The 25,929-nt window shown below is 61.0% G+C and carries 21 protein-coding genes; 12 read left to right on the forward strand and 9 right to left on the reverse strand.

Features of this window, described 5'->3' with window-relative positions; genetic code table 11:
- The first annotated feature begins 223 nt into the window (after positions 1-223).
- On the forward strand, positions 224-658 hold the full coding sequence (locus LGH70_RS13870) for a hypothetical protein (protein ID WP_226186672.1): 435 nt from the start codon (positions 224-226) through the stop codon (positions 656-658).
- A 27-nt stretch (positions 659-685) separates the two neighbouring features.
- On the forward strand, positions 686-1,114 hold the full coding sequence (gene arfB, locus LGH70_RS13875; RefSeq protein ID WP_348533748.1) for an alternative ribosome rescue aminoacyl-tRNA hydrolase ArfB: 429 nt from the start codon (positions 686-688) through the stop codon (positions 1,112-1,114).
- A gap of 4 nt (positions 1,115-1,118) precedes the next feature.
- Here the strand turns inward: arfB and LGH70_RS13880 are convergent, their stop codons facing one another.
- The 3 genes from LGH70_RS13880 to mgtE all read right to left on the reverse strand — a co-directional run bounded on the left by LGH70_RS13880 (position 1,119) and on the right by mgtE (position 4,322).
- Complete coding sequence (locus tag LGH70_RS13880) at positions 1,119-1,835, reverse strand: hypothetical protein (protein ID WP_226186674.1); 717 nt, start codon at positions 1,833-1,835, stop codon at positions 1,119-1,121.
- 63 nt (positions 1,836-1,898) lie between these two features.
- Complete coding sequence (locus tag LGH70_RS13885) at positions 1,899-2,819, reverse strand: magnesium transporter CorA family protein (RefSeq protein WP_226186676.1); 921 nt, start codon at positions 2,817-2,819, stop codon at positions 1,899-1,901.
- A 117-nt stretch (positions 2,820-2,936) separates the two neighbouring features.
- Positions 2,937-4,322, reverse strand: coding sequence for a magnesium transporter (gene mgtE, locus LGH70_RS13890; protein ID WP_226186678.1), 1,386 nt, complete (start codon positions 4,320-4,322; stop codon positions 2,937-2,939).
- Positions 4,323-4,737: 415 nt separating this feature from the next.
- Between mgtE and LGH70_RS13895 the strand changes: the two genes are divergently transcribed.
- The 4 genes from LGH70_RS13895 (at position 4,738) to LGH70_RS13910 (ending at position 9,305) form a co-directional block, all read left to right on the forward strand.
- The gene (locus LGH70_RS13895) at positions 4,738-5,550 is read left to right on the forward strand and encodes a cyanophycinase (RefSeq protein WP_226186680.1); all 813 of its coding nucleotides are present in this window, start codon (positions 4,738-4,740) and stop codon (positions 5,548-5,550) included.
- A gap of 132 nt (positions 5,551-5,682) precedes the next feature.
- Positions 5,683-6,978 (forward strand): OmpP1/FadL family transporter, encoded by a 1,296-nt coding sequence (locus LGH70_RS13900; protein ID WP_226186682.1) that lies wholly within the window; start codon positions 5,683-5,685, stop codon positions 6,976-6,978.
- A gap of 21 nt (positions 6,979-6,999) precedes the next feature.
- Positions 7,000-8,472: an SGNH/GDSL hydrolase family protein gene (locus LGH70_RS13905; RefSeq protein ID WP_226186685.1), complete on the forward strand. Its 1,473-nt coding sequence runs from the start codon at positions 7,000-7,002 to the stop codon at positions 8,470-8,472.
- A 341-nt stretch (positions 8,473-8,813) separates the two neighbouring features.
- The gene (locus LGH70_RS13910; protein WP_226186687.1) at positions 8,814-9,305 is read left to right on the forward strand and encodes a DUF5004 domain-containing protein; all 492 of its coding nucleotides are present in this window, start codon (positions 8,814-8,816) and stop codon (positions 9,303-9,305) included.
- Positions 9,306-9,388: 83 nt separating this feature from the next.
- Here LGH70_RS13910 and LGH70_RS13915 read toward each other — a convergent pair whose 3' ends face one another.
- Positions 9,389-10,378: a YpdA family putative bacillithiol disulfide reductase gene (locus LGH70_RS13915; protein WP_226186689.1), complete on the reverse strand. Its 990-nt coding sequence runs from the start codon at positions 10,376-10,378 to the stop codon at positions 9,389-9,391.
- 129 nt (positions 10,379-10,507) lie between these two features.
- Here LGH70_RS13915 and LGH70_RS13920 point away from each other — a divergent pair, with 129 nt between their 5' ends.
- Positions 10,508-10,969 (forward strand): lipocalin-like domain-containing protein, encoded by a 462-nt coding sequence (locus LGH70_RS13920; protein WP_226186691.1) that lies wholly within the window; start codon positions 10,508-10,510, stop codon positions 10,967-10,969.
- Between the two features lie 74 nt (positions 10,970-11,043).
- Here LGH70_RS13920 and LGH70_RS13925 read toward each other — a convergent pair whose 3' ends face one another.
- Both LGH70_RS13925 and polA read right to left on the reverse strand, forming a co-directional pair.
- The gene (locus LGH70_RS13925) at positions 11,044-11,463 is read right to left on the reverse strand and encodes a DoxX family protein (RefSeq protein ID WP_431357426.1); all 420 of its coding nucleotides are present in this window, start codon (positions 11,461-11,463) and stop codon (positions 11,044-11,046) included.
- A 118-nt stretch (positions 11,464-11,581) separates the two neighbouring features.
- The gene (gene polA, locus LGH70_RS13930; RefSeq protein WP_226186696.1) at positions 11,582-14,452 is read right to left on the reverse strand and encodes a DNA polymerase I; all 2,871 of its coding nucleotides are present in this window, start codon (positions 14,450-14,452) and stop codon (positions 11,582-11,584) included.
- Positions 14,453-14,898: 446 nt separating this feature from the next.
- Between polA and LGH70_RS13935 the strand changes: the two genes are divergently transcribed.
- The 5 genes from LGH70_RS13935 to LGH70_RS13955 all read left to right on the forward strand — a co-directional run bounded on the left by LGH70_RS13935 (position 14,899) and on the right by LGH70_RS13955 (position 23,888).
- A complete protein-coding gene (locus LGH70_RS13935; RefSeq protein WP_226186698.1) occupies positions 14,899-17,382 on the forward strand; it encodes a T9SS type A sorting domain-containing protein in 2,484 nt (827 codons plus the stop codon).
- A 97-nt stretch (positions 17,383-17,479) separates the two neighbouring features.
- The gene (locus LGH70_RS13940; protein ID WP_226186700.1) at positions 17,480-19,987 is read left to right on the forward strand and encodes a T9SS type A sorting domain-containing protein; all 2,508 of its coding nucleotides are present in this window, start codon (positions 17,480-17,482) and stop codon (positions 19,985-19,987) included.
- Between the two features lie 78 nt (positions 19,988-20,065).
- A complete protein-coding gene (locus LGH70_RS13945; RefSeq protein WP_226186702.1) occupies positions 20,066-20,692 on the forward strand; it encodes a DUF1684 domain-containing protein in 627 nt (208 codons plus the stop codon).
- 44 nt (positions 20,693-20,736) lie between these two features.
- Positions 20,737-21,342, forward strand: coding sequence for a 3'-5' exonuclease (locus LGH70_RS13950; RefSeq protein ID WP_226186704.1), 606 nt, complete (start codon positions 20,737-20,739; stop codon positions 21,340-21,342).
- A gap of 122 nt (positions 21,343-21,464) precedes the next feature.
- Positions 21,465-23,888, forward strand: a complete 2,424-nt coding sequence (locus LGH70_RS13955; protein WP_226186707.1) for a T9SS type A sorting domain-containing protein — start codon at positions 21,465-21,467, stop codon at positions 23,886-23,888.
- 82 nt (positions 23,889-23,970) lie between these two features.
- On the opposite strand, the gene LGH70_RS13960 is transcribed toward LGH70_RS13955, so the two are convergent.
- From LGH70_RS13960 to LGH70_RS13970, 3 genes are all read right to left on the reverse strand, one after another.
- On the reverse strand, positions 23,971-24,759 hold the full coding sequence (locus tag LGH70_RS13960; protein WP_226186709.1) for a TPM domain-containing protein: 789 nt from the start codon (positions 24,757-24,759) through the stop codon (positions 23,971-23,973).
- Between the two features lie 20 nt (positions 24,760-24,779).
- A complete protein-coding gene (locus tag LGH70_RS13965) occupies positions 24,780-25,235 on the reverse strand; it encodes a TPM domain-containing protein (RefSeq protein WP_226186712.1) in 456 nt (151 codons plus the stop codon).
- A gap of 86 nt (positions 25,236-25,321) precedes the next feature.
- A complete protein-coding gene (locus LGH70_RS13970; RefSeq protein WP_226186714.1) occupies positions 25,322-25,900 on the reverse strand; it encodes a LemA family protein in 579 nt (192 codons plus the stop codon).
- Positions 25,901-25,929: the final 29 nt, after the last annotated feature.

Below are 25,929 nucleotides of genomic sequence, written 5' to 3' on the forward strand. Positions count from 1 at the left end.
AAGGGAGGCCGAAGGTAAAGATTCGGCTGGCATATAGGACTAGGCAAATACAGCGGAGTTGCAGCCCAGCAGGTTTCAAAACGGCGTAGAGACGCATATTTGCGTCTCAATCGTTGTGGGGCGTTGTTTATTCAGGCTGCGAAACTGTTTGTTAGCTACCTCATTTAGCCGTTCAACGCCAAGACGCAAGGTTGCGTCTCCACACCGTTCCACTTGCCCGCTTATGCTGCTTAAGCTCCTGTTTCTCAACTTTGCCCTGGCTTGTTACCTCACCGGCGTAATCTGGACGGTGCAGCTGGTACACTACCCCGGCTTTGCGCAGGTGCCGGCCGCGGGCTTTGGGGCGTTTCACCAAGCCCACCTGCGGCGTATGGGCTGGGTGGTGCTGGCGCCCATGGTGGCCGAACTGCTGCTGGCCACCGGGCTGGGCTGGGCTGGGCGGGAGGTGCTGGGGGCGGCCGGGTGGTGGAGCCTGGTGCTGGTGGTCGGCATCTGGGCGGCCACGTTCTTCGTTTCGGTGCCGTTTCACAACCGCCTGGGCCAGGAAGGATATAATTACGTGGCCATCGACGGGCTGGTGCGCACCAACTGGCTGCGCACCCTGGCCTGGACCCTGCGGCTGCTGCTGTTGGGGTGGCTGCTCTGGCAGCGGCTGTAGCCAGAGCTGAGCGTGTAACTTTGCGGCTTGCCCGCCGTTCCTTTGCCCATGCTGCCACCCGCCGACGCCTTTCTGCCCGAACTCCAGTTTCAGACCAGCCGCAGCAGCGGGCCGGGCGGACAAAACGTGAACAAGGTCGAATCCAGGGTGGAAGTGCGCTTTCATATCGGCAGCTCCCAGCTGCTCACGGACGAGCAGAAGCAGACGCTGCTGGCAAAGCTGGCCTCCAAGCTAACTACCGAAGGCGAGCTGCTGCTCACGGCCCAGGAAGACCGCAGCCAGCTGCGCAACAAGGAAATCGTGGTGCAGAAATTTCACGAGCTGCTGCGCACGGCCCTGCACAAGCCCAAAGCCCGCAAAGCCACCAAGCCCAGCAAAGGTGCCGTGCGCAAGCGCCTGGAATCCAAGAAAAAGCACGGCGAGAAAAAGGCCGGCCGCGGCAAGCTGGATTTTTAGCAGCCTAGTTCAAATCAAGCCCAAACAGCACCCCAAACCATGGCTTGCGCTGATAAATCCAGTGGCGGCCGTCGGGGCCGAGCAGCTGGTCAAAGCCCACGGCCAGGCCCAGGTTGAAGATGCGCGCATCGTAGATGGTGGCGGCCCCGGCGTGCACCACAAAGCCTTCGTACTCAGCCACACGGCTTTGCTGCCCGGTCACGTCCGGATTCACGATGGTAGAGCCCAGCCCGGTAAACAGGCCGTAGCCCAGGCCCACCGTCCGGATCTGGGGCACCTGGTGGCCGTTGAGCAGCTTGCGGCCGTTCACGTGGTAGAAATCCAGGCGGCGGCCAAAGTACAGGGCTGCGTTGAAGTTGGTGTTGAGCTGCACCGGCACCGGGCCCCGCGGTGGCCGGGCCTTGAAGGGAATGGTGAATACGTCGAGGTCAAACTTGCGGTCCAGCAGCACCAGGTGCTTGCCCGGCTGCACGGCGTAGGCGAAGCGGCGGGGCAGGCCGGCCGCTTCGGGTTGGGCCAGAAACGTGAGCGAATCCTGAACCTGCTCCACGTAAAAGGCCTTTTCTGAGCCTACGGTTGCGGCCAGAGCAGGGTCGTTGGTATCGAAAAACTGGTAGTCGCCGGGCTCCAGCGTGGGCAGGTGGCCCACGGCGGCGCAGCCGGCCAGCAGGCCCTGCAAGCCAAACAGCGCGGCGACGAAACAAAAGCGTGGAATCGGCATGGAAGAAAAATGCGGAAAAAGGGCCCAGGCTTCGGGTTTTTCCCGGCAATGATACGGGACGGTTTAAATCCAGCCCTTGCGCCGGAACCAGGCGAAAATCCCGACTGAAATAACCAGCATAGCTACCATGGCGCCGGGGTAGCCCAGCTTCCAGGTCAGCTCAGGCATGTACTCGAAGTTCATGCCGTATATGCCCGCAATGAAGGTCAGGGGCAGAAAGAAGGCCGAAAACACCGTGAGTACGCGCATGGCCTCGTTGGTGCGCTGCGACGACAACGACAAATACAGGTTCATCAGGTTGGTGGCCGCGCCGTCGAGCTGCTGGTAGAGCGTTTCTACCTTCACCTGCAAGTCCTGGGTGTCCTGCAGCAGGGTCGAGTCGGTGGTCGAGGAGGTTAGCGTCTGCCGGCGCAGCATAGTCATGATGTCGCGGGTGAGCAGCAGCAGCTGCTTGGCGGCCGAGGCCTTGCGCTTCAGAAAGTACAGACCCTGCAGAGCGTTGGGCACTTCGCGCTTCAGAAATATCTCGGCCTCGTAGTCGTCCAGCTCCTTGGTCAGCACCAGGGCGGGCTGCACGAAGCTGTTCAGGGCGTAGCGCACCAGGTGCACGGCCACCTCGGCGGGCGAAATGCACTCCTGCCCCGGCGACTGCGCCACTCGTTTCAACTGGCTTAGCACGGGGTGGGCGCGGCGGTGCACCGTAATGAGGTAGTCGGCGGCGTAGAACACGGCAATCTTGGTGCTCAGCTCCTGAATCGTGTCGGCCTCGTTGTTTTCGGGCGTCACGAACACGCGCAGAATCACGAAGTTCAGGCCGTTGGTCGTTTCAAACTTGGGCAGGTGGGTGGGTTCCAAGCAGTCGCGCACCAGCGAATCGGGCAGGTCGTAACGCTCAGCCACGGCCTGCAGCTCGGCCGCCGAAGGGTTGGTAATGTCGAGCCAGGCGAAGTGGCACTCCTGCTTGGTGAGAAGATCTTCGGTCATAACAAGGAATAAGCAGTCGGCCCAGCCCGCAAGCGGAACCCTACCGTGCATACGCAGGAAAGGCGCAATGCTTTGCGCCTTTCGTTGGAGAAGTCAAATAACGGGCTGCCCGTTGGGTTAGAGCAGCGTGCCGCTCAGCACCAGCGTCGCCACCGAGAAATAGATAATCAGGCCGGTTACGTCGACCAGTGTGGCCACAAATGGCGCCGAAGCTGTGGCCGGGTCGAGGCCCAGGCGCTTGAGCAGCATGGGCAGCATGGCGCCGGCCAGAGCGCCCCAGAGCACGATGCCGAGCAGGGAGAAGCCCACCGTGACGGCAATCAACTGCCAGTAGGGCCCGAAATAGCCGGGGTCTACGACCTTGGCCCAGAGTACGATGCGCAAGGAGCCGACCACGCCCAGAATCAAGCCCAGCAGCAGGCCCGAAATGATTTCGCGCCGCATCACCAGCCACCAGTCGGAGAGCGTGAATTCGCCCAGGCTCATGGCCCGGATAATGAGCGAAGTGGCCTGGGAGCCGGCATTGCCGCCGGCTGAAATAATGAGCGGGATAAACAAGCCCAGCACGGCCGCCTTCTGTAGATCGTCCTCGAAGTGATGCATGGCCGAGGTAGTCAGCATCTCACCGATGAGCAGAATAACCAGCCAGCCGGCCCGCTTTTTCACCATACCCCAGATGGACGTGGCCAGATATGGTTCGTCGAGGGCTTCCGAGCCCCCCAGCTTCTGGATGTCCTCGGTGTCTTCTTCCTCCCGGATGTCGAGAATGTCGTCGATGGTCACGATGCCGAACAGCACGCCCTCGTCGTTGACGACCGGCAACGCCACCCGGTCATTTTTGCGGAACACGTCGATGGCCGCTTCCTGGTCCTGCATGGCATTCAGGCTCACATAGCGGCGGTCCATCAGCTCACTGACGCGCCGCTCGGGCTCGGCCAGCAGAAATTCCCGGATGCGGATGTCGTCGATGAGTACGCCCCGGTGGTCGGTGACGTAGAGCACGCTCAGGGTTTCGGACTGTCCGCCGTGGCGCCGGATGTAGTCGAGCACCTGCTGCACGGTCCAGTTCTCGCGAATGGCAATGTAGTCGGGCGTCATCAGGCGGCCCACCGAGTACTCGGGGTAGCCCAGCAGCTCCAGCGTCACCTTGCGCTCGGGTTCCGACAGGGTCTGAATCAGCTCCTTTACAAAGTCGTCGGGCAGAAATTCCAGCAGGGCCGTCCGGTCATCGGGCGACATCTCATTGAGGATGTCTGAGATTTTGTCCTGCGACAGGTTGGCCAGAAAGTGGCGCTGAATATCCAGGTCCAGGTACTCGAATACCTCAGTGGCCAGCTGCAGGGGCAGCAGCCGGAAAATGATGAGCTGCTCGCGCTCCTCCTCGTTGTCAATCAGCTCGACCAGCTCCGAGGGCTCGAACGACTTAAGGAGCTCTTTTAATTTAAAAAACTCGCCCTCCTGAATCAGGGACGTAATTTGGTCAGTAGTTGGATGCTGATTCATGGAATAAGTCAGGAGGGAGGTGCTTCGCTAGGCAGCAGATTGAGTGAGTATTCGGCGCGCAAAAGTAGACCAAAAAAATGGCCCGGCCGCGCTGCTTTCCGTCATTTTTCCTAACGCCAAACCCAGCTCGGCAATTCCCGGGCCGCCGCACAAATCTTGCACTTATCGGCGTTGGGCCCCGCCCGGCCAGCTGAACCGTACGGGGCCCGTACCACCGGCCCGCAGCAACTCAGCTGCGACGCTCCACGGGCCAAAGTCCCCAACCAAACCCCGGCCGGACTCGTCAAGGAAATGCCCGAACGGGGCGCCTAGCACGGGCAAGGGCAAAATCAGTAGCCCGGGGCTTTCCTCAGGCCGTTCCCGTGCGCATTTCAATATCCCGTGTACATTTGGCTCCTGCTTACCCTTGTTTCTTATGTCCCAGTCGTCCGTGCCCCCGCTTGGAACCCTCGTTGCCCTTGGGGGTGGCGATGATGATGCCCTGTTGGCCCTGCTCTGCGACATGCTGCCCAGCCCCGAGGCCAGCGTTATTATTCTGGCCATGGCCGCCAGCGACGATACCGAGACGGCCAAAAACTACACCCGGGCCTTGCGCGAGCTGGGCTGCACCAATGTCAGTCACGTCAAGATAGACGAGCGCCACTCGGCCGACAAGCCCGCCTCGCTGCGGCGCCTACGCGAAGCCCGGCTGGTATTCTTCACCGGCGGCGACCAGGAAATGATAACCGAGTTTCTGCGCGGCACCGAGTTTCTGCGGGAGCTTACGCGCCTGTACCAGACGGAGCCCGAGTTTATCATTGCCGGTACCAGCGCCGGGGCATCGGTGCTGCCCGAGCACATGCTGGTGGCCGGCTACGGCTGGCGGGCCCTGCGCAAGGGCGGCATCCGCACCGACCATGGCCTGGGCCTGCTCCGCAACGTGCTCATCGACCAGCACTTCGTGGAGCGCGGCCGTTTCGGGCGCCTGGCTCACGCCCTGCTGGCCCACTCCCTGTGCTTGGGCCTGGGCCTGGCCGAAGAAACGGGCATTATTATCCGCCACGGGCAGGAAGCCGAAGTGTTCGGCGACGGCGTGGTGATGGTCGTGGATGGGCAACACCTGCAGGGCAACAACCTGGGCCGCATCGGCCGCGGGGAACCCGTGGCCGCCCAGGATTTTCGGGTACACCTGCTCGTCAGCGGGCAGCGCCTGAACCTAGAGACGCGGCGCGTAATGAATGAGGAATAATGAGTACATTTTTCCATGATTTCTCAACCACGGAAAACGGGCGTAAATTAGTCGGCACGCCTACTACTTAATTCGTTTTTCTCCCTACATTTAGTCCCAACAACCCTACATTCTCACCCTTTTCTCCTTTTTATGAATCTAAAAACTCTACTCCTCGCGGGTGGTGCGCTACTCTCGGGTACGGCAGCTTCGGCGGGTGGCTTCCAAGTGTCGCTGGCCGGGATAAAGAACAACGGCATGGGCGGCGTAGGTGTAGGCCTCTCCCTCGACCAGGCGGCTATGTTCTACAACCCCGGGGCTCTGGCTATGGTGCGGGAGCGGGGCGTACAGATTGGGGGCAATGCCACCTTCGCCCGCAGCGCCTTCCGCTCGCAGTTTGGCGGCGAGCAGCGCGAGCTGCGCAACTCGGTGGTAACGCCCTTCAGCGTTTTCGCCGGCTTCGGCTCCAGCGACAACAAGTTTGCCGCCGGTATTGCCATCTACACGCCTTTCGGCAGCAAGCTGCAGTACGCCGATGGCTGGGAAGGCCGTTTCTCCCTGACCGACATTGATCTGAAGTCCATCTTCGTGCAGCCCACGGTGAGCTATGCCATTACCGACCAGCTGAGCGTAGGTGGTGGCCTGGTGATTCTGGCCTACGGCGCCGTAAACCTGCAGCGCGATATTCCGATTGAAGGCCAGCCCGGCGTGCCCGGCCACGTAACCCTGGACGGCAAAGCCCTGACTAAAATCGGCTTCAACGGTGGTATCTACTACAAGCCTACCGACAAGCTCAGCATCGGGGCCAGCTACCGCTCCCGCATCGATGCTACCGTAGACGGCGGCGAGGTAGAGTTCAAGAACGTGCCCACCTCGGTGGGTGCCCGCTTCACGGCTACCGAATTCGACGTGACGTTGCCCCTGCCCGCCACGACCAGCCTGGGCGTGGGCTTCATGCCCAGCGAAAAGCTGACCGTAGCCCTCGACGTGAATTACGTGCAGTGGAGTGCTTATAAGTCGCTTGACTTCAAATTCCGGGGCAACAACGGTGCTGGTGGCCTGGTGGCTCCTTCGGGCCAGGTAGGTGGCGTTACGTCCAGCTCCTCGCGCCGCGAGTACGAGGATGCCTTCACCTTCCGCCTCGGTGGTCAGTACCAGCTCACGGACGCGTTTACCGTGCGTGCCGGTGGCTCCTACGATCTGTCGCCGGTGAAAGACGGCTTCGTGACTCCCGAAACGCCCGATGCCAACCGCCTGGGCCTCACCGCCGGTATTTCGTACAAAGTGAATGACCGTTTTGGCGTGGACGTTTCCACGCAGTTTATCGACCTGCAGGAGCGCACCCAGACCCAGGATGAGCTGACGGCGGCCGGTACTGTCGACCGGGTTGCCGGTACGTACAAAACGCGGATCGTCATCCCCGGTATTGGCTTCAACTACACTTTCTAACGCCTCTTCCCACCAACTCATATGAACACATTTTTGCTCAAGAAAGGGACGCCGGCACTAGCCCTGCTCGGCTTGGCCCTGGCGGGGTGCCAACCCGACATTGATGCCCCCGGCATCGACAAAGGCTCGGCTGACTTCACCAAGTACGTGGCCGTTGGTAACTCGCTGACCGCTGGCTTCGGCGACGGTGGCCTGTACCGCGAAGGTCAGCTGAACTCGTACCCTAACATTCTGGCGGGCCAGTTTAAAGCAGCTGGCGGTGGCGACTTCACGCAGCCATTGTTCACGGAAGCTCAGCTGAACGGCTCGGGGTATCTGCGCTTTACCGGCTTCGGCGCTACGGGCTCCCCGCTCACGGTCAACGTGACCAATAATCTGGCTGTTGTTGGGGCTGTACCGACGCGTGCGGGCAATCAGTTCACTTATGCCAAGTACCTCGACCCCATTAATAACCTGGGCGTGCCCGGTATCCGGATGTCCGACATTGAGACGCCAGGTTTTGGGAATACTGCCCTGAATGGGGGTACCTTTTTGGCTCCAACGCCGATTTTTAACTCGTACTTCGAGCGGATCACGCCGGCGGGCAGCAACCAGACATACCGGCAGCGGGTAGCCGCTTCGGCGCCGACCTTCTTCACCTTCTGGCTGGGCAACAACGATGTGCTGGGCTTCGCTACGGCCGGTGCCGCCGCCAGCTCCCTTACGCCCATTGCTGACTTCACGCGCCTAGCCAACGGTATTCTGGACGATCTGACGGCCAACGGCGCCAAAGGCGTGGTAGCCACCATTCCGGATGTAACCAACGTGCCGTTTTTCACCACGGTGGGCCCCAGCTTCCGGGCCAGCCTACCCGCTACTGCCAGCGTCGTTGTTACCACTGGTCCGGTCTTCACGGGCACGGGCGCACCTACCCGCAAGACGATTCCGCGGGATGATATCCGGGATGCCAATGGCAACGGCAAGCAGCTGTTCACGCTCACGGCTTCGCCGTATGTAACCTTGTATGGCCGCACCAACAACGGCAAAGCCTGGCGTGATGTGTATGCCCAGGCCCGGCCTTCGCTGCCACCGAATGTCGATCTGCGCCTCTTCTTGACGGTGAATGGTATTGACACGACCAAAGCATTTGGAGCCAGCACCGAAAATCCGATGCCGAGCACCTTGGTGCTGGATGATCTGGAGCAGCCCGCTGTTCTGGCCCGCACCACGGCCTTCAACGACGCGCTGAAGAGCAAAGCCAACGAAAAAGGCCTGGCTATTTTCGACGCCAACCAGTTCTTCGCCGAAGTTGCCGCGCGTGGGTTTGCCATCAACGGAACGAATAACACGGCCGGCTTTATTGCCGGTAACCTCTTCTCGCTGGACGGCGTGCACCCCACGCCCCGTGGCTACGCGGTTATTGCCAACGAGATGATTAAGGCCATCAACGCCAAGTATGGCTCCAGCCTGCAGGCCGTGAACCCCAACGCTTACCGGGCCATTATCTTCCCGTAAGTGTAACCGATTACGGTCTAGTAGAAAGGGCCTTTCCCAGCTGGGAAAGGCCCTTTTTCTTTTCCTCCCGTTGCGAGGCGACTACGCAACCAGTGGTATCGGCTGCCATTCAGAGCTTGGCCGCAGACTCTGATGGTAGTTGGGTACATATAAATGTGGTGCAGGAAAATATTGGAATATGTATAGCAAAGCGCTGATTGGGTGAAGCGTCACTTTATCATGTGACCCCACGTTTTTGCAGGGCGCTAAGGGAGGTGTCTACCTTTGTTTCGTGCTGAAGGACAAGAGTTTGGCAGCACACAAGTAGAGTTTTCCAACCTTCATAAACCCTTTCCCGCGCTATGAAAACGCAATTCCGCTTACCCCTGCTCGCCCTGTTCGCTCTTACTGCCCTGGTCAGCTCCTGCAAGAAGGACAGCGAGAGTGAGCCGGCTCCCAAGGCCCAAACCAAAACCGAGCTGCTGTCGGGCAAAAACTGGGTGCTGACGGCCCAAACCGTGGACCCCGGCCTGGTAGACGACGACGGCAAAGTAGTAACCGACCTGTTTCCCTACATCGACGACTGCAACAAGGATGACCTGATGCGCTTTGAAACCGCCGGCAGCTGCACCCTGAACGAGGGCGCCTCGCGCTGCGTACCGACCGACCCGCAGCAGTACAGCGGCACCTGGTCGTTCGACAGCAACGAAACCGTTCTGAAAACCACCATGCAGGGTCTGGGCAGCAGCAGCTACAACATCATCGAGCTGAGCGACAAAACACTGAAAGTAAGTGGCGTCCGCAGTCTGGAAGGCGACACCTACCGCTTCACATACACCTACGCTAAAAAGTAAGAACGTCTGTTACGACGCAAAAAGGGAGCTTCTGCTGGCAGAAGCTCCCTTTTTATGATAGGACGGCAAGTGACCAAGCTTGCTCAGGATACGTTTTGGGCTAGGCGGGCGGCAATGACGGCGGCGTGGTGGCGCCCGTTCTCGATAAACCAGCGGCTGGTATTCAGCCCGCCGCAGACAGTGCCCGCCACGTACACGCCGGGCCGGTTGGTTTCCAGGGTTTCGGGGTGGTGCGTGGGAGTGCGGGCCGCGTCGTCCTGGAAGGAAACGCCCAGAGCTGCCAGCAGGGAGTAATCGGGCCGGTAGCCGGTGAGGGCGTAGATGAAGTCGGCGGACAAAGTGCTGGGGCCTTCGGGAGTGAGCACCGCCAGGCCGCTGGGGTCGATGCGCTGGATGGTGGTGGTGTAGAGGGCCCGGATGCGGCCTTCGGCAATGCGGTTGAGCAGGTCGGGGCGAATCCAGTATTTCACCGAGTCGGATATGGCGGCGCCGCGCACCACGAGCGTAACCCGGGCGCCGGCTCGTACGAGCTGCAAGGCCGCTTTAGCCGCCGAGTTCTTGGCCCCGATGACCACCACGTGCTGCCCCATGTGGGCGTAGGGCTCTTTGTAGTAGTAGCTTACGTGGGGCGCATCTTCGCCCGGCACGCCTAGGCGGTTGGGCACGTCGAAAAAGCCGGTGGCAATGATGACGTAGCGCGTGGCCAGACGGCCTTTATCCGTCACGACTTCGTAGGCGCCAGGTTCCCCGTCGAGGCGCAGCACCCGCTCGTAAAGGCGCAGGGTCAGCTTTTCGGACTGCGCCACGCGGCGGTAGTAGTCGAGGGCATCTTCGCGCAGGGGCTTGTAGTGGGCCGTAGGGAAAGGGTAGCCGCCAATTTCGAGCAGCTCGGGCGTCGAGAAAAACTCCATGTTGGTGGGGTAGCCCACCAGGGAGTTGACCAACGCTCCTTTGTCGACCACGCACACGCGCAGGCCGCGGCGCTGCACTTCCAGCGCGCAGGCCAGGCCCACGGGGCCCGCCCCAATGACAACGACGTCGAGGGGAGAAGTGGAAATCGGATGTTGACTCATAGTGGCTACTATACCATCAGATGCGGTGCAGTGTTTGGTCGAGCCCAACGGCTGCCGAGCCGAAAAGCTTGGTTACTAGGCCTAAAAGAGCTTAACTTGCTCCACACTTTTTTCAACTCCATTACTTTCATGCAGCGTTCTTCCCTTATTGCACTATCTCTACTGCTGTCCGGTGCCCTTGGTGCCTGCAAAAAAGACAAAACCGAAACCAAGCAGGATCTGCTGGTGGGCAAAGACTGGCAGGTAGCCGCCGCCACCGTTACGTATGCCGGCGCCCAGACCAGTACGAAGGACGCCTACGCCGAGATGAACGCCTGTGAAAAGGATAACTACCTCCGTTTCAAATCCGACAAGACGCTGGAAGTAAACGAGGGCAAAAACCTGTGCCCCGACAGCGAGCAGATGGCTATGGGCACCTGGGACATCAATGCCGACCAGACCAAGCTCTACCTCAACACGCCGGAGCTGGGCAACAGCGCCGCCGCGCAGTCCGACATCATCGAGCTGACCTCCTCGAAGCTGGTGCTGAAAAACGTCGTGGTACAGCCCGACGAAACCATTACTTCCGTGACGACTTTCTCGGCCAAGTAAGCAGACCACAAGCCAGTAACAAAGGCCGGAGCCCCAGTGGGTTCCGGCCTTTGCTATTCAGGCTGCCGCCGGAATTACCGTTTGCGTTGCAGGGCGGCCAGGGCCCCCGTCGACCATAGCGCCGTGCCGATGAGCACGGGCTGGAAGAAGAGCCGGCCCAGCCGCTTGGCGTCGGTATCGAGGCCGAAGGCGGAGATGTGGTGGGTATACTGGTGGATGTTGCCGGGAAAGACGGCCGCGTAGAAGGCGCCCAGACCCAGCCCCATTTCCACCCGTCGCCGCTTCCAGAGCAGCAGGGCCAGCCCCAGCCCGATTTCGACCACGCCCGACTGCAGCACCACGGTATCCTTGTCGAAGGGCACAAAATCCGGAACCTGGGCCTGGAACTCCCGGCGCGCGTAGGTGAGATGACCCAGACCGGCCACGACCATAAAGGCCCCCAGCCCGATGCGGGCCACATTCTGGAAGGTGGTAGTAGAAGTTGGGTGCGGCATCATAATCGGTATGGAAGGATACTTCTGCTATACGGCCTGCCGGCGGCCTGGATAAAAAAAGGTACAAAAAAGCTCGTCGGGATATTGCCTGACGAGCTTTTTGTTGCTTCAGAAATGCTTAGTGCGCCTGCAGCCAGTTCTGGCCGGTGCCCACCTCCACTTCCATCGGCACGCTCAGGGGCAGAGCGTTTATCATTAGCTCCTGAATGCGCGGGATGATGTAGTCGACTTCCTCCTTGGGCGCGTCGAACACCAATTCGTCGTGCACCTGCAGAATCATCTTGGTGCCCAGATTTTCCTTGTCCAGCCAGTCGTGGATGCGGATCATGGCAATCTTGATGATGTCGGCGGCGGTGCCCTGAATGGGGGCGTTGATGGCGTTGCGCTCGGTAAAGCCGCGCAGCGTGGCGTTGCGGGAGTTGATGTCGCGCAGGTAGCGGCGGCGGCCCAGCAGGGTTTCGGCGTATTCCAGCTCCCGGGCCTTGTTGATGCTGGCATCCATGAACTGCTTCACGGCCGGAAACTCCTGGAAGTAGGCGTCGATGATTTCCACGGCTTCCTTGCGGCCGACGCCCAGGCGCTGGGCCAGGCCGAAGGCCGAAATGCCGTAGATGATGCCGAAGTTGACCATCTTGGCCTTGCGCCGCATTTCACCGTCCACCTGGTCCAGGGGCACTTTGAACACCTTGCTGGCCGTGCTGCTGTGAATGTCGATGCCCTGGCGGAAAGCTTCAATCATGGTGGCGTCCTTCGAGAAGTCGGCCATGATGCGCAGTTCAATCTGGGAGTAGTCGGCTGCTACCAGAATGTGGTCGGCGTCGCGGGGTACGAAGGCCTTGCGGATTTCCCGGCCCTTCTCGGTGCGAATCGGAATGTTCTGCAGGTTGGGGTTGGTGCTGCTCAGGCGGCCGGTAGCCGTGACGGCTTGGTTGAAGGAGGTATGCACGCGCCCGTCGGCCACGCACACCAGCTGGGGCAGGGCCTCCACGTAGGTGCTGCGCAGCTTGGTGAGCTGGCGGTGCTCCAGGATCAGGGCGGCCACGGGGTTTTCAACGGCCAGCACGCTGAGCACTTCCTCGCCGGTGGCGTACTGCCCGGTCTTGGTTTTCTTGATTTTGCCGCCCCCGAGCTGGAGCTTATCGAACAGGATTTCGCCCAGCTGCTTGGGCGAGCCAATGTTGAACTCCTGCCCGGCCGCCGCGAAAATCTGCTTCTCGATGTCGGTAATGTAGCCCTGCAGCTGGGCCGAGTACTCGCCCATGGCGCTGGAGTCAATCCGGACGCCCTCGTACTCCACGTCGGCCAGCACCGGCACCAGTGGGTTTTCCACCTCGTTGAGCAGCTTGAGCAAGCCCAGGGCTTCAAGCTTAGGCTCGAATACGTGCTTGAGCTGCAGGGTCACGTCGGCATCCTCGCAGGCGTAGTCCGAAACTTCCGCGGGCGGCAGGTCGGCCATGGTTTTCTGCTTTTTGCCCTTGGGCCCGATCAGCTCGATGATGGAAACCGGGGTGTAGTGCAGGTAGGTTTCGGCCAGCACGTCCATGTTGTGGCGCATGTCGGGCTCCAGCAGGTAGTGGGCCAGCATGGTATCAAACAGCGGCCCGCCGATGCGGATGCCGTAGTGCTTGAGAATGGTCAGGTCGTACTTGATGTTCTGCCCGATCTTGGTGATGCCCTCGTGCTCGAGAAACGGCCGGAACTCGTCGACCAGCGCCTGGGCCGCTTCGGGGTCGTCGTGGGGCACGGGCACGTAGTAGGCCTCGCCAGGCAGCCAGCAGAAGGAGAGGCCCACCAGGCGGGAGGTCATCGTGTCGAGGCCGGTGGTTTCGGTGTCGAAGCTGACTTCCTGTTGCAGCAGCAGAAACTTGAGCAGCTCCTGGCGCAGGGCCGGCGAGTCGACGAGGTGGTACTGGTGGGGCACGTCGGCCAGGGTGCGGCGCGGACCTTGGGTGGCCGCGTCGGCGGGGTCTTCCTCGATAAACTCGGTGATGCCGACCGGACCGGCAAACAGCGAAGCCTGGTGGCCGGCCCCGGTTGGAACCAAGCTTTTCTTGCCTTTGGCGGGGCTAATGGGCGTGGCCGAGGTGCGGGCGGGGCCGGTTTTGAGCACGCGCGCGGCCAGCTGCCGGAACTCCAGCTCGTCGAACAGGGCCGTCAGCTCGGCCTCGTCGGGGGCGGAGCAGCACAGCTCCTCGGGCTCGAAGGGAATGGGCACGTTGACGTGAATGGTAGCCAGGTCTTTACTCATCAGGCCCTGCTCGGCAAAGTTGCGCACGTTTTCCTGCTGCTTGCCCTTGAGCTCATCCACGTGGGCAATCAGGTTTTCGACCGAGCCGTACTTCTGAATCAACGTTTTGGCCGTTTTCTCGCCGATGCCGGGAATGCCGGGAATATTGTCGGAGGCGTCGCCTTGCAGGCCCAGAATGTCGGTTACCTGCTCCACCCGGTCTATTTCGAAGCGCTGCAGCACGTGGGCCAGGTCCAAGACTTCGGCCGAGTTGCCCATGAAGGCCGGCCGGTAGATCTTCACCTTCTCGGTCACGAGCTGGCAGTAGTCCTTGTCGGGCGTCATCATGTATACTTCCTCGAAGCCGTGCTGCTCGGCCCGCTGGGCCAGGGTGCCAATCACGTCGTCGGCCTCGAAGCCGTCCACCATCAGAATTGGAATGTTGAAGGCCTTGATGATCTTTTTGATGTAGGGAATGGCCGTGCCAATGTCCTCGGGCATGGCCTGGCGCTGGGCCTTGTACTCAGCAAACTGCTCGTGGCGGAAGGTTTTCTTGGCCGCGTCGAAAGCCACGCCGATGTGGGTCGGCTTTTCCTTTTGCAGCACTTCCACCAGCGTGTTGGTAAAGCCCAGCACGGCCCCGGTGTTCATGCCCTTAGAGTTGATGCGCGGGTTCTTGCTGAAGGCAAAGTGGGCGCGGTAAATCAGGGCAAAGGCGTCGAGCAGGAAAAGCTTCTTGGGAGTCTGGGCGGTGTCGGTCATAGTAGGGGCGAAGGTAAGCAACAGTAGGAGCGTTGCAGCAGGCGAAGATGAGATGCTGAGAACGAAGTTCGGCTACGAAAAAACGGCTCTTTTACCCAACAGGACACCGGGCAAAAAGGATATGCTGCTTATACGCATCCAGCCGAAGGGGGGCTTAGCCACGCGTGGACTACGCCAAGCAACTCGTGAGGTAGTTCGGTGAAGCTAGTTTTGGCTATGGCCGCAGAAAAGTGCTGAGCGGTGAGCTTCAGCACTTTTGCTTTATACCCAGCTCCGCTAAATAAAGGCTGATCATAAACCTGACACGGGTGGGCCTGCCGGGAAAATCGTGCGACAGTGGCTGAATTCTGGTTAGCTTTGCTAGTGCATTACGTTGTTGATATATGAAAAAACTAATACGATTGTTAGTAGTGTTGTCCGTCGGACTAGTCCACTATCCGGCCGCTATGGCCCAGACCGTAGACCCCAGCTTTGCCCCCGTGAACGTGCAGCGCACGGGTGTGGTGACGGATGCCCTGGAGCAGCCTGATGGCAAATACCTGGTGAGTGGCACCTTCGGCCAGATTAATGGCACGGCGGCTACCGGCTTGGCTCGTCTCAACGCCGATGGCTCCCTGGACGCGGCCTTTACGGCCACTGCTGCCGGCCGGGCCCGGATTGAAAAGGTGCGGCTGCTGCCCAATGGCCAGGTGCTGGCCTTTGCCAACGCGGTGCAGGTGGGCGGGCGCACCTTCAATACAGTGGCCAAGCTGAACCCCGACGGAACCGTGGCCGCCGACTTCAACGCGGGTACCGGCACGACGGCCATTATCAGGAGTATTGCCGTGCAGCCTGATGGGAAGTTTCTGTTGTGCGGCAGCTTCGCTACGTTTAATGGGGTGAAGTCGCCGGGCCTAGTGCGCCTGAACGCTAACGGCTCGGTAGACCAGGCCTTTTCTACGGCGTTGGGTAATGGCTTCCTGGTAAATGGGACGGGCCCCAGCTCCCAGATGGGGGCCGTGGTGGTGCAGCCCGACGGCAGGATCCTGGTGGGAGGTACCTTCAGCAACTATCAGGGAACCGGCCGCGCAGGTTTAGTGCGCCTACAAGCGGACGGCACCCTGGATACGTCGTTCAACCCGGTCCTGCTTACGTCTGCGTCGTTTCCCTACCCGACCATCTACGCCCTGGCCCTAGACCCGCGCACTAACAACATTGTGGTGCGTGGCAGCCGGGCGGCCCTGAACAGTCGTGACTTTGTGCGCCTGCTGCCCTCGGGCCAGCTTGACAATACCTTTACTTCTGCCATCTTTCCTGGATGCAGCAGCTCGGAGAACGAGACGCTGGTGGTCGACAACCAGGGCCGCATCACGTACCAGAGCTGCTTTGCGGGTACCGGGGCGGTGGGCGGCAACGACTACCTGTTTCGGATGCTGCCTTCGGGCCAGCTTGATACCCAGTTTGCCGTGCAGCGCCAGCTCGATGGCCGTATTATCAGCCTGCGGGCCCTGGCCGATGGCAACATCCTGGTTGGGGGTGAGTTTCAGCGCTACGGCACCCTGCGCAATGTGTGCCTGCTGCGCCTCAACAACCAGGCGCAGGCCTCGGCCACGTTCCGCCCCGTGATTACCCAACCGGGTACAATTAACTCCCTGAAGGTGCAGCCCGATGGCAAGGTGTTGGCGGGCGGCAACTTTTGGCTTGCCAATGGCCAGAGCGTGGGCAACCTGGCTCGCTTTACTGCCGATGGTACCCTGGATGCCACTTTTCGGGGCACTGGTGCTAATGGGGAGATAACCAAGGTACTGGTGCAGCCTGATGGCCGTATCGTGGTGGGAGGCTCCTTCACGACCGTCGATGATCGGGCCTGTGCCCTGGTAGGCCGGCTGCTGCCCGATGGAGCCGCTGATGCTTCCTTTACTACCACGGTTGGTGTCGGCTCTTCTTTATCGTCGGATCCGGTACTCGCCCTGGCCCAGCTGCCCGACGGCAGCCTGCTGGTAGGCGGCAACTCCGCAACTTTCAATAACATTACGGGGCCACTGCACCGGCTTTCGGCGGCAGGCGTAGCCGATGCCGCCTACAATACGGCCCTGGCTGGCGGCCCTACCTATCCGGGCACGCTTCCCGTCGTGTACGATCTGGCCGTGCTGGCCGATGGCAAGCATTACGTAGCCGGCTCGTTCAGCCAATTTGCCGGCGTGCCGGCCCCGACCATGGTGCGGCTCAACGCTACCGGTAGCCGCGACAATACGTTTGCCTTTACACTTGGTGAGAACAGAGCATCCTGCGTGCAGCCCCTGCCCTCCGGGCAAGTGTTGGTCGGCGGTCTAAATATCAATGGTGAGTATGGGCGAGTAGCCCGGTTGAGTAACGGCGGCGCCCTGGACCCCATTTTTGCGCTGACCCTGAGTAACGTCGCCATCAACGTCTTGTATTCGCTGCCCAATGGCCGAATCCTGCTGGGGGGCAGCCGAATCGGGAGCGGCTCTCGGGGGCCGGTGGCCATGCTCGAAGCCGATGGCTCACCCGTGGCGGGCTTCAGTACCCAGAACGTGCTGACTCCCTACGAAACCTACGTGAGTACGCTGGCCGTGCAGCCCAACGGGGCCTTGCTCGTGGCCGGCAACTTCACCCATGTCGGCGGCGTGGCCCGCCCCGGCCTGGCCCGCCTGACCTCGCCCGCCATTCTATCCGTGAGCAGCCAGCAGCTGCAGGCCCGTACCCACGCCTGGCCCGTGCCCGCCCACGACCAGTTGCGCCTGCGTCTGGACGCGGTGGCCAAGCCCACCACGGTAGAGCTGCTCGATGCGCGGGGGCGCTCCATGATGCGGCAGACCGTAACCACACCCGAGCTGACTTTGCCGCTGCAGCACCTGGCCAAAGGGCTGTATTTGCTGCGCGTGGACTATGCCGACGGGCCCGTTGTGCGCCGCGTGGTGGTGGAGTAGGACACGTGTAGCTTTAAACGCTGGCAGCGTGGCCACGTCTCCTGCCGGCTTTTCCTTTGCCTTTATTATTGCAGCGTCTCAACCAGCATTTATCCGCATGAAACAGCGTTTACCGTTCATCCTTTTATGGCTGCTCTTGTGGGGAAGCACGCCCCAGAGTAGCGCCCAGAGCCTCGACGCCGGCTTCGCCGCGCCCAGCCTGTTCCAGACGGCTATCATCACGGCCGCCGCCCAGCAGCCCGATGGCAAGTACATCATCAGCGGCAACATTGTCCGCGCGAATGGCACGGCTACCACCGCTATTGTGCGCCTGAACAACGACGGAACCCTGGACCCGGGCTTTGTCAGCAACAGCAGCACGTCGGCCGCCAAGCTGGAAGTGCTGCCCGGCGGCCAGATTCTGGCTTTTAGCGTCGGCCTGCTCAGCATCAACGGCCAGAACTATCCCAACCTGGTCAAGTTGAATACCGATGGTTCGGTGGCCAGCGGCTTCAGCACCGGTAGCGGCGCCGCTGGTGGCTCAGTCCGCTCCATGGTGTTGCAGCCCGATGGCAAAATCGTGCTGGCCGGCGGCTTCACCAGCTTCAACGGCACGCCTACGCCGGGCCTGGTGCGGCTAAACCCGAATGGCAGCGTCGACCAGGCTTTCACTACGGCTATGGGCACCGGCATTACCGGGGGCGAAGCATACGTGGTAGCCCAGGAGCCTTCCGGCAAACTGCTGGTCGGCGGTAGCTACACCAGCTTCGACGGCAAATCGGCCGGCAAGCTCACGCGCCTGCTCAGCTCAGGAGCCTACGACCCGACGTTCATTCCGCCCGCTTCGTCGGTGGGGGGCGTAACGGCCATTGGCATTGACCCCACTACCGGCCAGGCCCTGGTGCAGGGCGTGTTTAGGGAGCTGGCCCGCCTGAATCCTGACGGCTCAATGGACGCTTCCTTCCAAGTGGTCAGCCCCTCTTACTGCGCCTCTACTTCGGACTACGGCAACACCCGCATTCTGGTAGACCGAAACCGACGGGTGCTGCTGGCCCGCAGCTGCGTGACCACCGGAACCATAGCGCCCGGCAACCAGTACCTGACCCGCTACCTGGAAAACGGTGACCTCGACCCGCAGTTGAACGGGCAGGGCCTGCTCAACAGCCTGGTGAACGTGGTAGTGCCCCAGGACAATGGCGGCGTGCTGCTGGGTGGCAGCTTCACGCGCTTCGGCACCCTGACCAACACCTCCCTGGTGCGCCTGAACGCCAGCCTTCAGGTAGAAACTGCCTTCCGGCCCATTCTGGATACGTACGGCTCGGTGGTAAAAGTACTGCAGCAGCCCGATGGCAAGCTGCTGGTAGCTGGTTCTTTCCGGGAAGTAAACGGGCAGGCCGCCACCGGCCTCATGCGCCTGAACCTAGACGGCACCCCCGATGCTACCTTCGGCTTTCCGGCCGTGGATGGCCCCATTGGCACTATTGCCCTGCAGCCCAATGGCCGCCTGGTCGTTGCCGGCAGCTTCACGACCGTGGCGGGCACGTCCTCGCCCGGCCTAGCGCGCCTGCTGGCCAACGGCAACCTCGACACGTCCTTTACCAGCTACGCCGCTGCGGGCTTATCGGTCTTATCGGTGGGCGTGCAGCCTGATGGCGGCCTGCTCGTTGGCGCCGGCGGCTCCGGCGCTACCTTCAACGGCCGTACGGCGTTTCTGCACCGCCTGCTGCCGAGCGGCCTGCCCGACGCGGGTTATGCGCAGGCCACTGGCACCGGCCCCAGTAGCGCGGTGACGAATATTGCCGTGTTGCCCGACGGCCGTCACTACGTGGGCGGTACGTTCACCCGGATGAATACCACCCCGACCGAAAGCGTAGTGCGGCTGCTGTCCACGGGCGCTCTGGACCCCAGCTTCCTGCTGCCCACCGCGGCCGGAACTCCCCGCTCCATTACCAAGCTGCTGCCGCTGGCCAACGACGAGCTGCTGGTTGCCGGCAGCTTTGCCAGCTACGCGGGAGTAGCGCGCACCAATCTGGTGTGGCTCAATGCTAATGGGAGCGTGAATACGGGCCTGAATGCCAACCTGGGCGGCGGCGTGGTGAGTGAGCTGAGTCTGCAGCCCAACGGCCGCATTCTGGTCGGTACTTCCATTTCCCAGCTCATTGGCAGCGCCAACCAGGGCACGCTATTCCGCCTCAACGCCGACGCCAGCCTAGACAACAGCTTTGCCGCCGGCCCCGCGCTGGTTTCCCGGGGCATCCGCAGCATCCTGGTACATGCCGACGGCAAGATTACTATTGGCGGAAGCTTCTCGGCCGTAAGCGGGCAGCCGCGCACCGGTATTGCCCGCCTGACGGCCCCCAACGTGCTGAGCGTGGGCAGCCGGCAGAGCACGGCCCGCACGGAAGCGTGGCCCAACCCGGCCCACGACGCGCTGCAGCTGCAGCTGGCCGCCGAGGCCCGGCCCCGCACCGTGCAGCTGCTCGACAACCTGGGCCGGGTGGTGCTACGGCAGCCCGTGACGCAGGCCCGCCTCACTTTGCCGCTGCAGCAGCTGCGCGCCGGCCTCTATGTGCTGCGCGTAGAGTATGCCGATGGCCCCGTGACGCGCCGCATCGTGGTGGAGTAGTCGGAATATTGCGGGTCCTCCGTAGGTTTGCCGCCGCGCCCTTTGGTGCGGCGGCTTTCTTTTGTAACGCGGATTCCTATGAAATACTGGTTGATTATGGCGTTGGTGTTGGCGGTGGTAATGCCCGGCCGCGCGCAGAATGCCACCCGCCTGACGCCCCCGGCCCACGCTCAGGAGGTGTTGGCCTTTCAGCAGGAGCTGGACGCCGAATACCGCGACCCGGCCAGAACCCCGCTGCTCGCCGAGGCCCGCCCCGGTTTTATGGGCCTGCCGTTTTTTCCGGCTGACTACCGCTACTACGTCGAGGCCACCTTCGTGCGCGACTCAACCTCGGCCCCGTTCAAGATGAAAACCACCGGCCTGCGCGTGCCCGACTACCGCAAATACGGCGAGCTGCACTTCACGTTGAATGGCAAAAAACTGCGGCTGAACGTGTACCAGAGCCTGGATCTGATGCGCAAACCCGGCTACGAGGATTACCTGTTCGTGCCCTTCACCGACCCCACCAACGGGCACGACACCTACGGCGGCGGGCGCTACCTCGACTTCCGGATTCCCCAATCCAGAACTGTCCTACTCGACTTCAACCGGGCTTACAACCCGTACTGCGCCTACGATGCCAGCGGCAAGTATTCCTGCCCGGTGCCGCCGCCCGAAAACCGCCTGCCCGTGGCCATCCGGGCCGGGGTGCGCAGCGACCATTAAGCTCCCCGACGGCGGCAGGAGCAGGCCCGCCGTATAGCCGACCTATGCGCTACGTCTCCCTGGATTTAGAAACTACCGGCGGCAATGCTGACCGCCACCAGATTATCGAACTCGCGGCGGTGGTGGAAGACACCAGGCAGGTGCGGCCCCTGGCTGAGCTGCCCGCCTTCCGGCGCTGCGTGCGCCACCCCGAATACGTGGGCACGGCCGGCGCCCTGGCCCTGAATGCCGGTCTGCTGCAAGAGCTGGCCCGCAAAGAGCCGAACCCCGAGCGGTGTACCCCCGATGAGCTGGTGCCCCAGCTGCGCGAGTTTCTGCTGCACCACGGCTTCCGGGCCGACAAGCACGACTGCGTGGTCGTGACGCTGGCGGGCAAGAACATCGGCTCGTTCGACGTGCCCTTTCTGCGCCAGCTGCCGGGCTGGGGCCCGCTGGTGCGCCACGAGCCGGCCCTGCTGGACCCGGCCGTCTTCTACCTGAACTGGCGCAAAGACACCCGCCTGCCCACGATGAGCATCTGCAAGGCCCGCGCCCGTTTTGCCGACGACACCGTGGCCCACCAGGCCCTGGCCGACGCCCTGGACGTAGTCGAGCTGCTGCGGCCGTTCTATGAGCTGCCGTTTTATAAGCAGGTAGGAGGGGACCAGTAGAGGACTAGCACGGATAGTAGTAGGGCGAGGCGGTCAGGCGGCCGTATATTGCATGCCTTTTACTTACCACTATTCGGATGAGAATACGTTTACTCCGCCTCCTGACTCTAGCCTCGGCCTTATTGGCTGCGCACGCCAGTAGGGCGCAAACCCTCGACCCTAGCTTTCAGCCCACCACGCTCTATGCTTCGGCTCCAGTTACTGCAGCAGTTCCTCAGCCCGATGGGAAACGACTGGTAATCGGCAACTTTGCTCGAACAGACGCAGGGAGCAGCGCATTTTTGGTGCGTTACAATGCCGACAATAGCATCGACCAGGCTTTCACGAATAATGTCGCCGGGTTGCGGGTGCTGTTGTCTACTACCCTCTCCAACGTGCGGGTGCTGCCCTCGGGTAAGCTGCTGCTTGTCGGCGACGGCACGCTTACGCTCAATGGCGTAACGCGCCAGGACCTGATGCTGCTCAATGCCGACGGCACACTTGATTCCAGCTTCGACGCCGGTACGGCCAGTGGCACGGGGCTAGCCCGCGTGTCGGCGGTGCAGGCCGATGGCAAAATCCTGCTCGGTGGCACGTTTTCCAGCTATAATGGAGTAGCGCGTCGTAACATGGTTCGTTTGCTGGCTAGTGGTGCAGTAGATCCATCGTTCAATCCCGGTACCGTATTTAATACCGCAGTTGCCGATATTACCTTCCAAACCGATGGCCGCATCTTGGTAGGCGGCAGCTTTGATGCGCCGGCTGGTGTGGCCCGGCTGCTATCCACTGGTGCCCTCGACCCCTCTTTCACTTCGCCCTTCACAGCCGCTGCTGCCGTGACCATGGTAGGGCTGCAACCTGACGGCAAAATTCTGGTAGGCGGTGCTCTATACTTTGCTAGCTCCTCAAGTTCATCTTTCGTGCGCTTGCTGCCTGATGGAACGCATGATATTACATTTACCAATAGGATTGGTAATGCTACTTATACCTTCTCAATTACCAATCGCAACGATGTTACGGATTTTGTGATGCAGCCTAATGGGCAAGTTGTTGTTCCACTCATCTTCAGCAGCTCGCAGCCCAAGGAACTGCTGACGCGTTTTAATTCCGATGGTACCCGCGACGCCACGTTTGCCGCTCCTGCATCGTTTGGAACCGTAAACTCGCTGCAGCAGCAAATCAATGGCCAACTGTTGATAGGTGGTTCCTACTTCGGGCTTCCTAACCGGCGCAACTCAGCCGTAGCGCTAAGCCCTGATGGGGGCATCGACACAGCTTTCAACCCGCTGTTGCTTAAGTTGGGTTCCATGCGAAGTATGGTGCAGCAGCCCAATGGAAAGGTGTTGGCGGCCGGTGATTTTGATGAGGTCAATGGGGTCCGGGTCAATAATATAGCCCGTTTCAATGCTGATGGAAGCGTAGACCCCAGTTTTGCGGTACCGGTCAGTCTGCTATTGACTGTAGAAAAGTTAGTGCTGCAGCCAGACGGCAAAGTGTTGGCCATTGGTCTGGCACCCGGCCTTAATAACAATATGATTCGGCTGCTACCTAACGGCTCTCCCGACAATACTTGGCTGGGGCCACGAGGTATAAATATTGGCAACAGTGTAAGTCAGTTTACTCTCCGCAGCGACGGAAAAATCTACGTAACCAACGGCAGCGTCTTGGAGTTGTTGCTGACCAATGGTCAGGGTGGTATCGTCGAAACGGGATTTTATCCGTTTGAAGCTAACGCTTCCATCCTTAGTTTGCTGCCTTTGCCTGACGGTAAGGTGCTCGTAGGAGGATTGGGACAATTCTTGAGCTCTAACTCTACGCCACGTCAGGCATTGGTGCGGGTGCGAGCCGATGGTTCGTTGGATCCTACCTTCTCTTCGCCCATCCAGTCGGTAGCCGATACGGAAGTGGATGAACTCCTCCTGCAGCCCGACGGCAAAATCATTGTGGGTGGCTTCACAAGTGCCACTTATCCGTCCTCTGTGCCGTACGGTCTGTTTCGCCTGCTGCCCACCGGTGCTGCCGACAACACATTTACTGCCAACCTGCCCACCAGCGGCGGGTATGGCTGGGTAAAGGGATTAGCTCTACAGCCCAACGGCCGTGTACTGGTGGCTGCTTACGGCAATATCCTGCTACGCACAATGAACAATGGCTCAACTGATACCTCCTTTGGCAATGCTGGTTTTGATGGTCCGGTGGAAGATGTACTGGTGCAGCCTGATGGTAAAATTTTGGTCGCAGGCGGCTTTGCCACTGTCGACGGCCAGCCTGTTACGGGCCTCGCCCGCCTCACGGCCTCCAATGTGCTGCACGTTGGCCATGCCCAGACCGAGGCCCGCACCCAGGCCTGGCCTGTACCGGCTTACGACATGCTCCACCTCTCGCTCGACGCCAGCGCCCAGCCCCCGACGGTAGAACTGCTCGACAACCTAGGCCGCATAGTTTTGACTCAACGTGCTGCTCAGCCAGCTTTGACGTTGCCCGTGCAACAGCTCAAAGCCGGTGTATATCTGCTGCGCGTGAACTACGCCCACGGCCCCGTCACGCGCCGCGTGGTGGTGGAGTAACCAAGGTAGTACTTGCCTCACAAAAAAAGGCCTGAACCGCGTCGGATCAGGCCTTTCTGCTGAAATTAGGGTTTCGGAAGATTTACCAGTTGCCGCTGGCCCCGCCGCCGCCGGACGAGCCGCCGCCGAAGCCACCGAAACCGCCGCCACCTCCGCCGCCGAAGCCACCGCCGCCGCCAAATACGCCGCGGCCGCCGCTGAAGTCACCGAAGATGATGGGCGGAATCATGCCGCCGCGGAATCCGCCGCCCCGGCCGCCACCGCCGCGCTTGCTCATCAGAATGAACAGCACGATGATGCCAATGATAGCCCAGAACATCCAGCCCGAGCCGCTCGTGTCCTGACGGCCACGCTGGGCGGGTGGGGCCTGGTCGGCCTGGTATTCACCCTTGGCCAGAGCAATCAGCTGGCTGGTGGCCCGGTCGAGGCCCTCGTAGTAGCGCTCCTCGCGGAAGGCCGGCACGATGGTGTTGGAGATGATGCGCTTAGCTAGGGCATCCGGAATGGCGCCTTCCAGGCCGTAGCCGGTCTGGATGCGGGCTACGTGCTCCTGCTCGGCCACTAACACCAGCACGCCGTTGTTCTTGCCTTTCTGCCCAATGCTCCAGCTTTCGTAGAGGGTTTGGGCGTAGTTGGCAATTTCATCGTCGCCCAGGGTCTTGACGGTGACGACGGCAATCTGGGAAGACGTGGAATCGTTGTAGCTGACCAGCTTCCGCTCCAGGGCCTCCTCCTCGTCGGGGCGCAGCATGTCGGCCAGGTCATTGACGAGGCGGGGCGGATTGGGGCGGGGCGGCTGGGCAAAGCTGAGGCCGGTACTCAGGACCAGGCCGGCCAGCAGCAGAACAAAACGAAGCCAGGGCCGAAGCACAGGAAGAGGGGAGAAGCTGCTCATACGCGTGGCGGCGCGGGGTCGCCAAATGAAATAGAATCGTCGAGCTCGTTTTTGTCGGTCTTGGCGTCGTAGGGGAAGTATCGCTTAAGCTGCTCGCCCACCATGCGCACCCCGCTTTCGAGGCCCACCACGTACTTGCCGGCCCGAAACTGCTCGAGCACGGTTTCCTTCGTGGTTTCCCAGAAATCGTCGGATACGGCCGCGTTGATGCCCGAGTCGCCGATGACGGCAAACTGCCGGGTTTCCCAGGCCAGGTAAAACAGCACGCCGTTGCGCTGGGCGGTATTGTGCATGCCCAGCTCGGCAAACACCTGGGCGGCGCGGTCCAGGGGCTCGGGCGTGGGGCAGGTGTCTTCCAAATGCACCCGGATTTCACCTGAAGTCGTGATTTCGGCCTGCCGGATGGCAGCCACCAGCACGGCTTCCTGCTCCGGGGTAATAGGATTGGTCATGGTGTGTGTTTTTGGTGATTCGTTTGTGGTTTTTGGCTTGGGCCAATAAAAGGGCCAAAACCAAAGACCAGAAGCCAAAAACGACCTTAGAACTGAACGGTAGGGGCCTTTTGCGAAGCTGCGTCGGCCTCGAAATAGGGTTTCTCCTTAAAGCCGAACATCCCGGCGAATATGTTGTTGGGGAAGGACTTCACCGTGCCGTTGTAGTCATTGGTGACGGTGTTGAACTTGTTGCGCTCTACGTTGATGCGGTTTTCAGTGCCTTCAATCTGGGCCTGCAGCTCCTGGAAGTTGGCGTTGGCCTTCAGCTCGGGGTAGTTTTCGGACACGGCCAGCAGGCGGCCCAGCCCGGAGCTCACCTGGCTTTGAGCTTCCTGGAATTGCTTGATGTTCTCGGGCGTCAGGTTTTCGGCCGACAGCTGCACGCTGGTAGCCTTGGCGCGGGCGTTGATAACGTCGGTCAGGGTGGACTTCTCGAAGTTGGCGGCGCCTTTCACGGTGTTCACCAGGTTCGGAATCAGGTCGGAGCGGCGCTGATAGGCACTCTGCACGTTGGCCCACTGGGCTTTTACGGCCTGGTCTTTCGACACCATGGTGTTGTAGCCGCAGGACGATTGACTCAGCAGCACTATCAACCCGACTAGGTACAGAAAAAGACGTTTCATGAGCAAAGGAATAGGGGAGTGAAAAAGGA

This window comes from Hymenobacter nitidus (assembly GCF_020447315.1).
Taxonomy (GTDB): domain Bacteria; phylum Bacteroidota; class Bacteroidia; order Cytophagales; family Hymenobacteraceae; genus Hymenobacter; species Hymenobacter nitidus.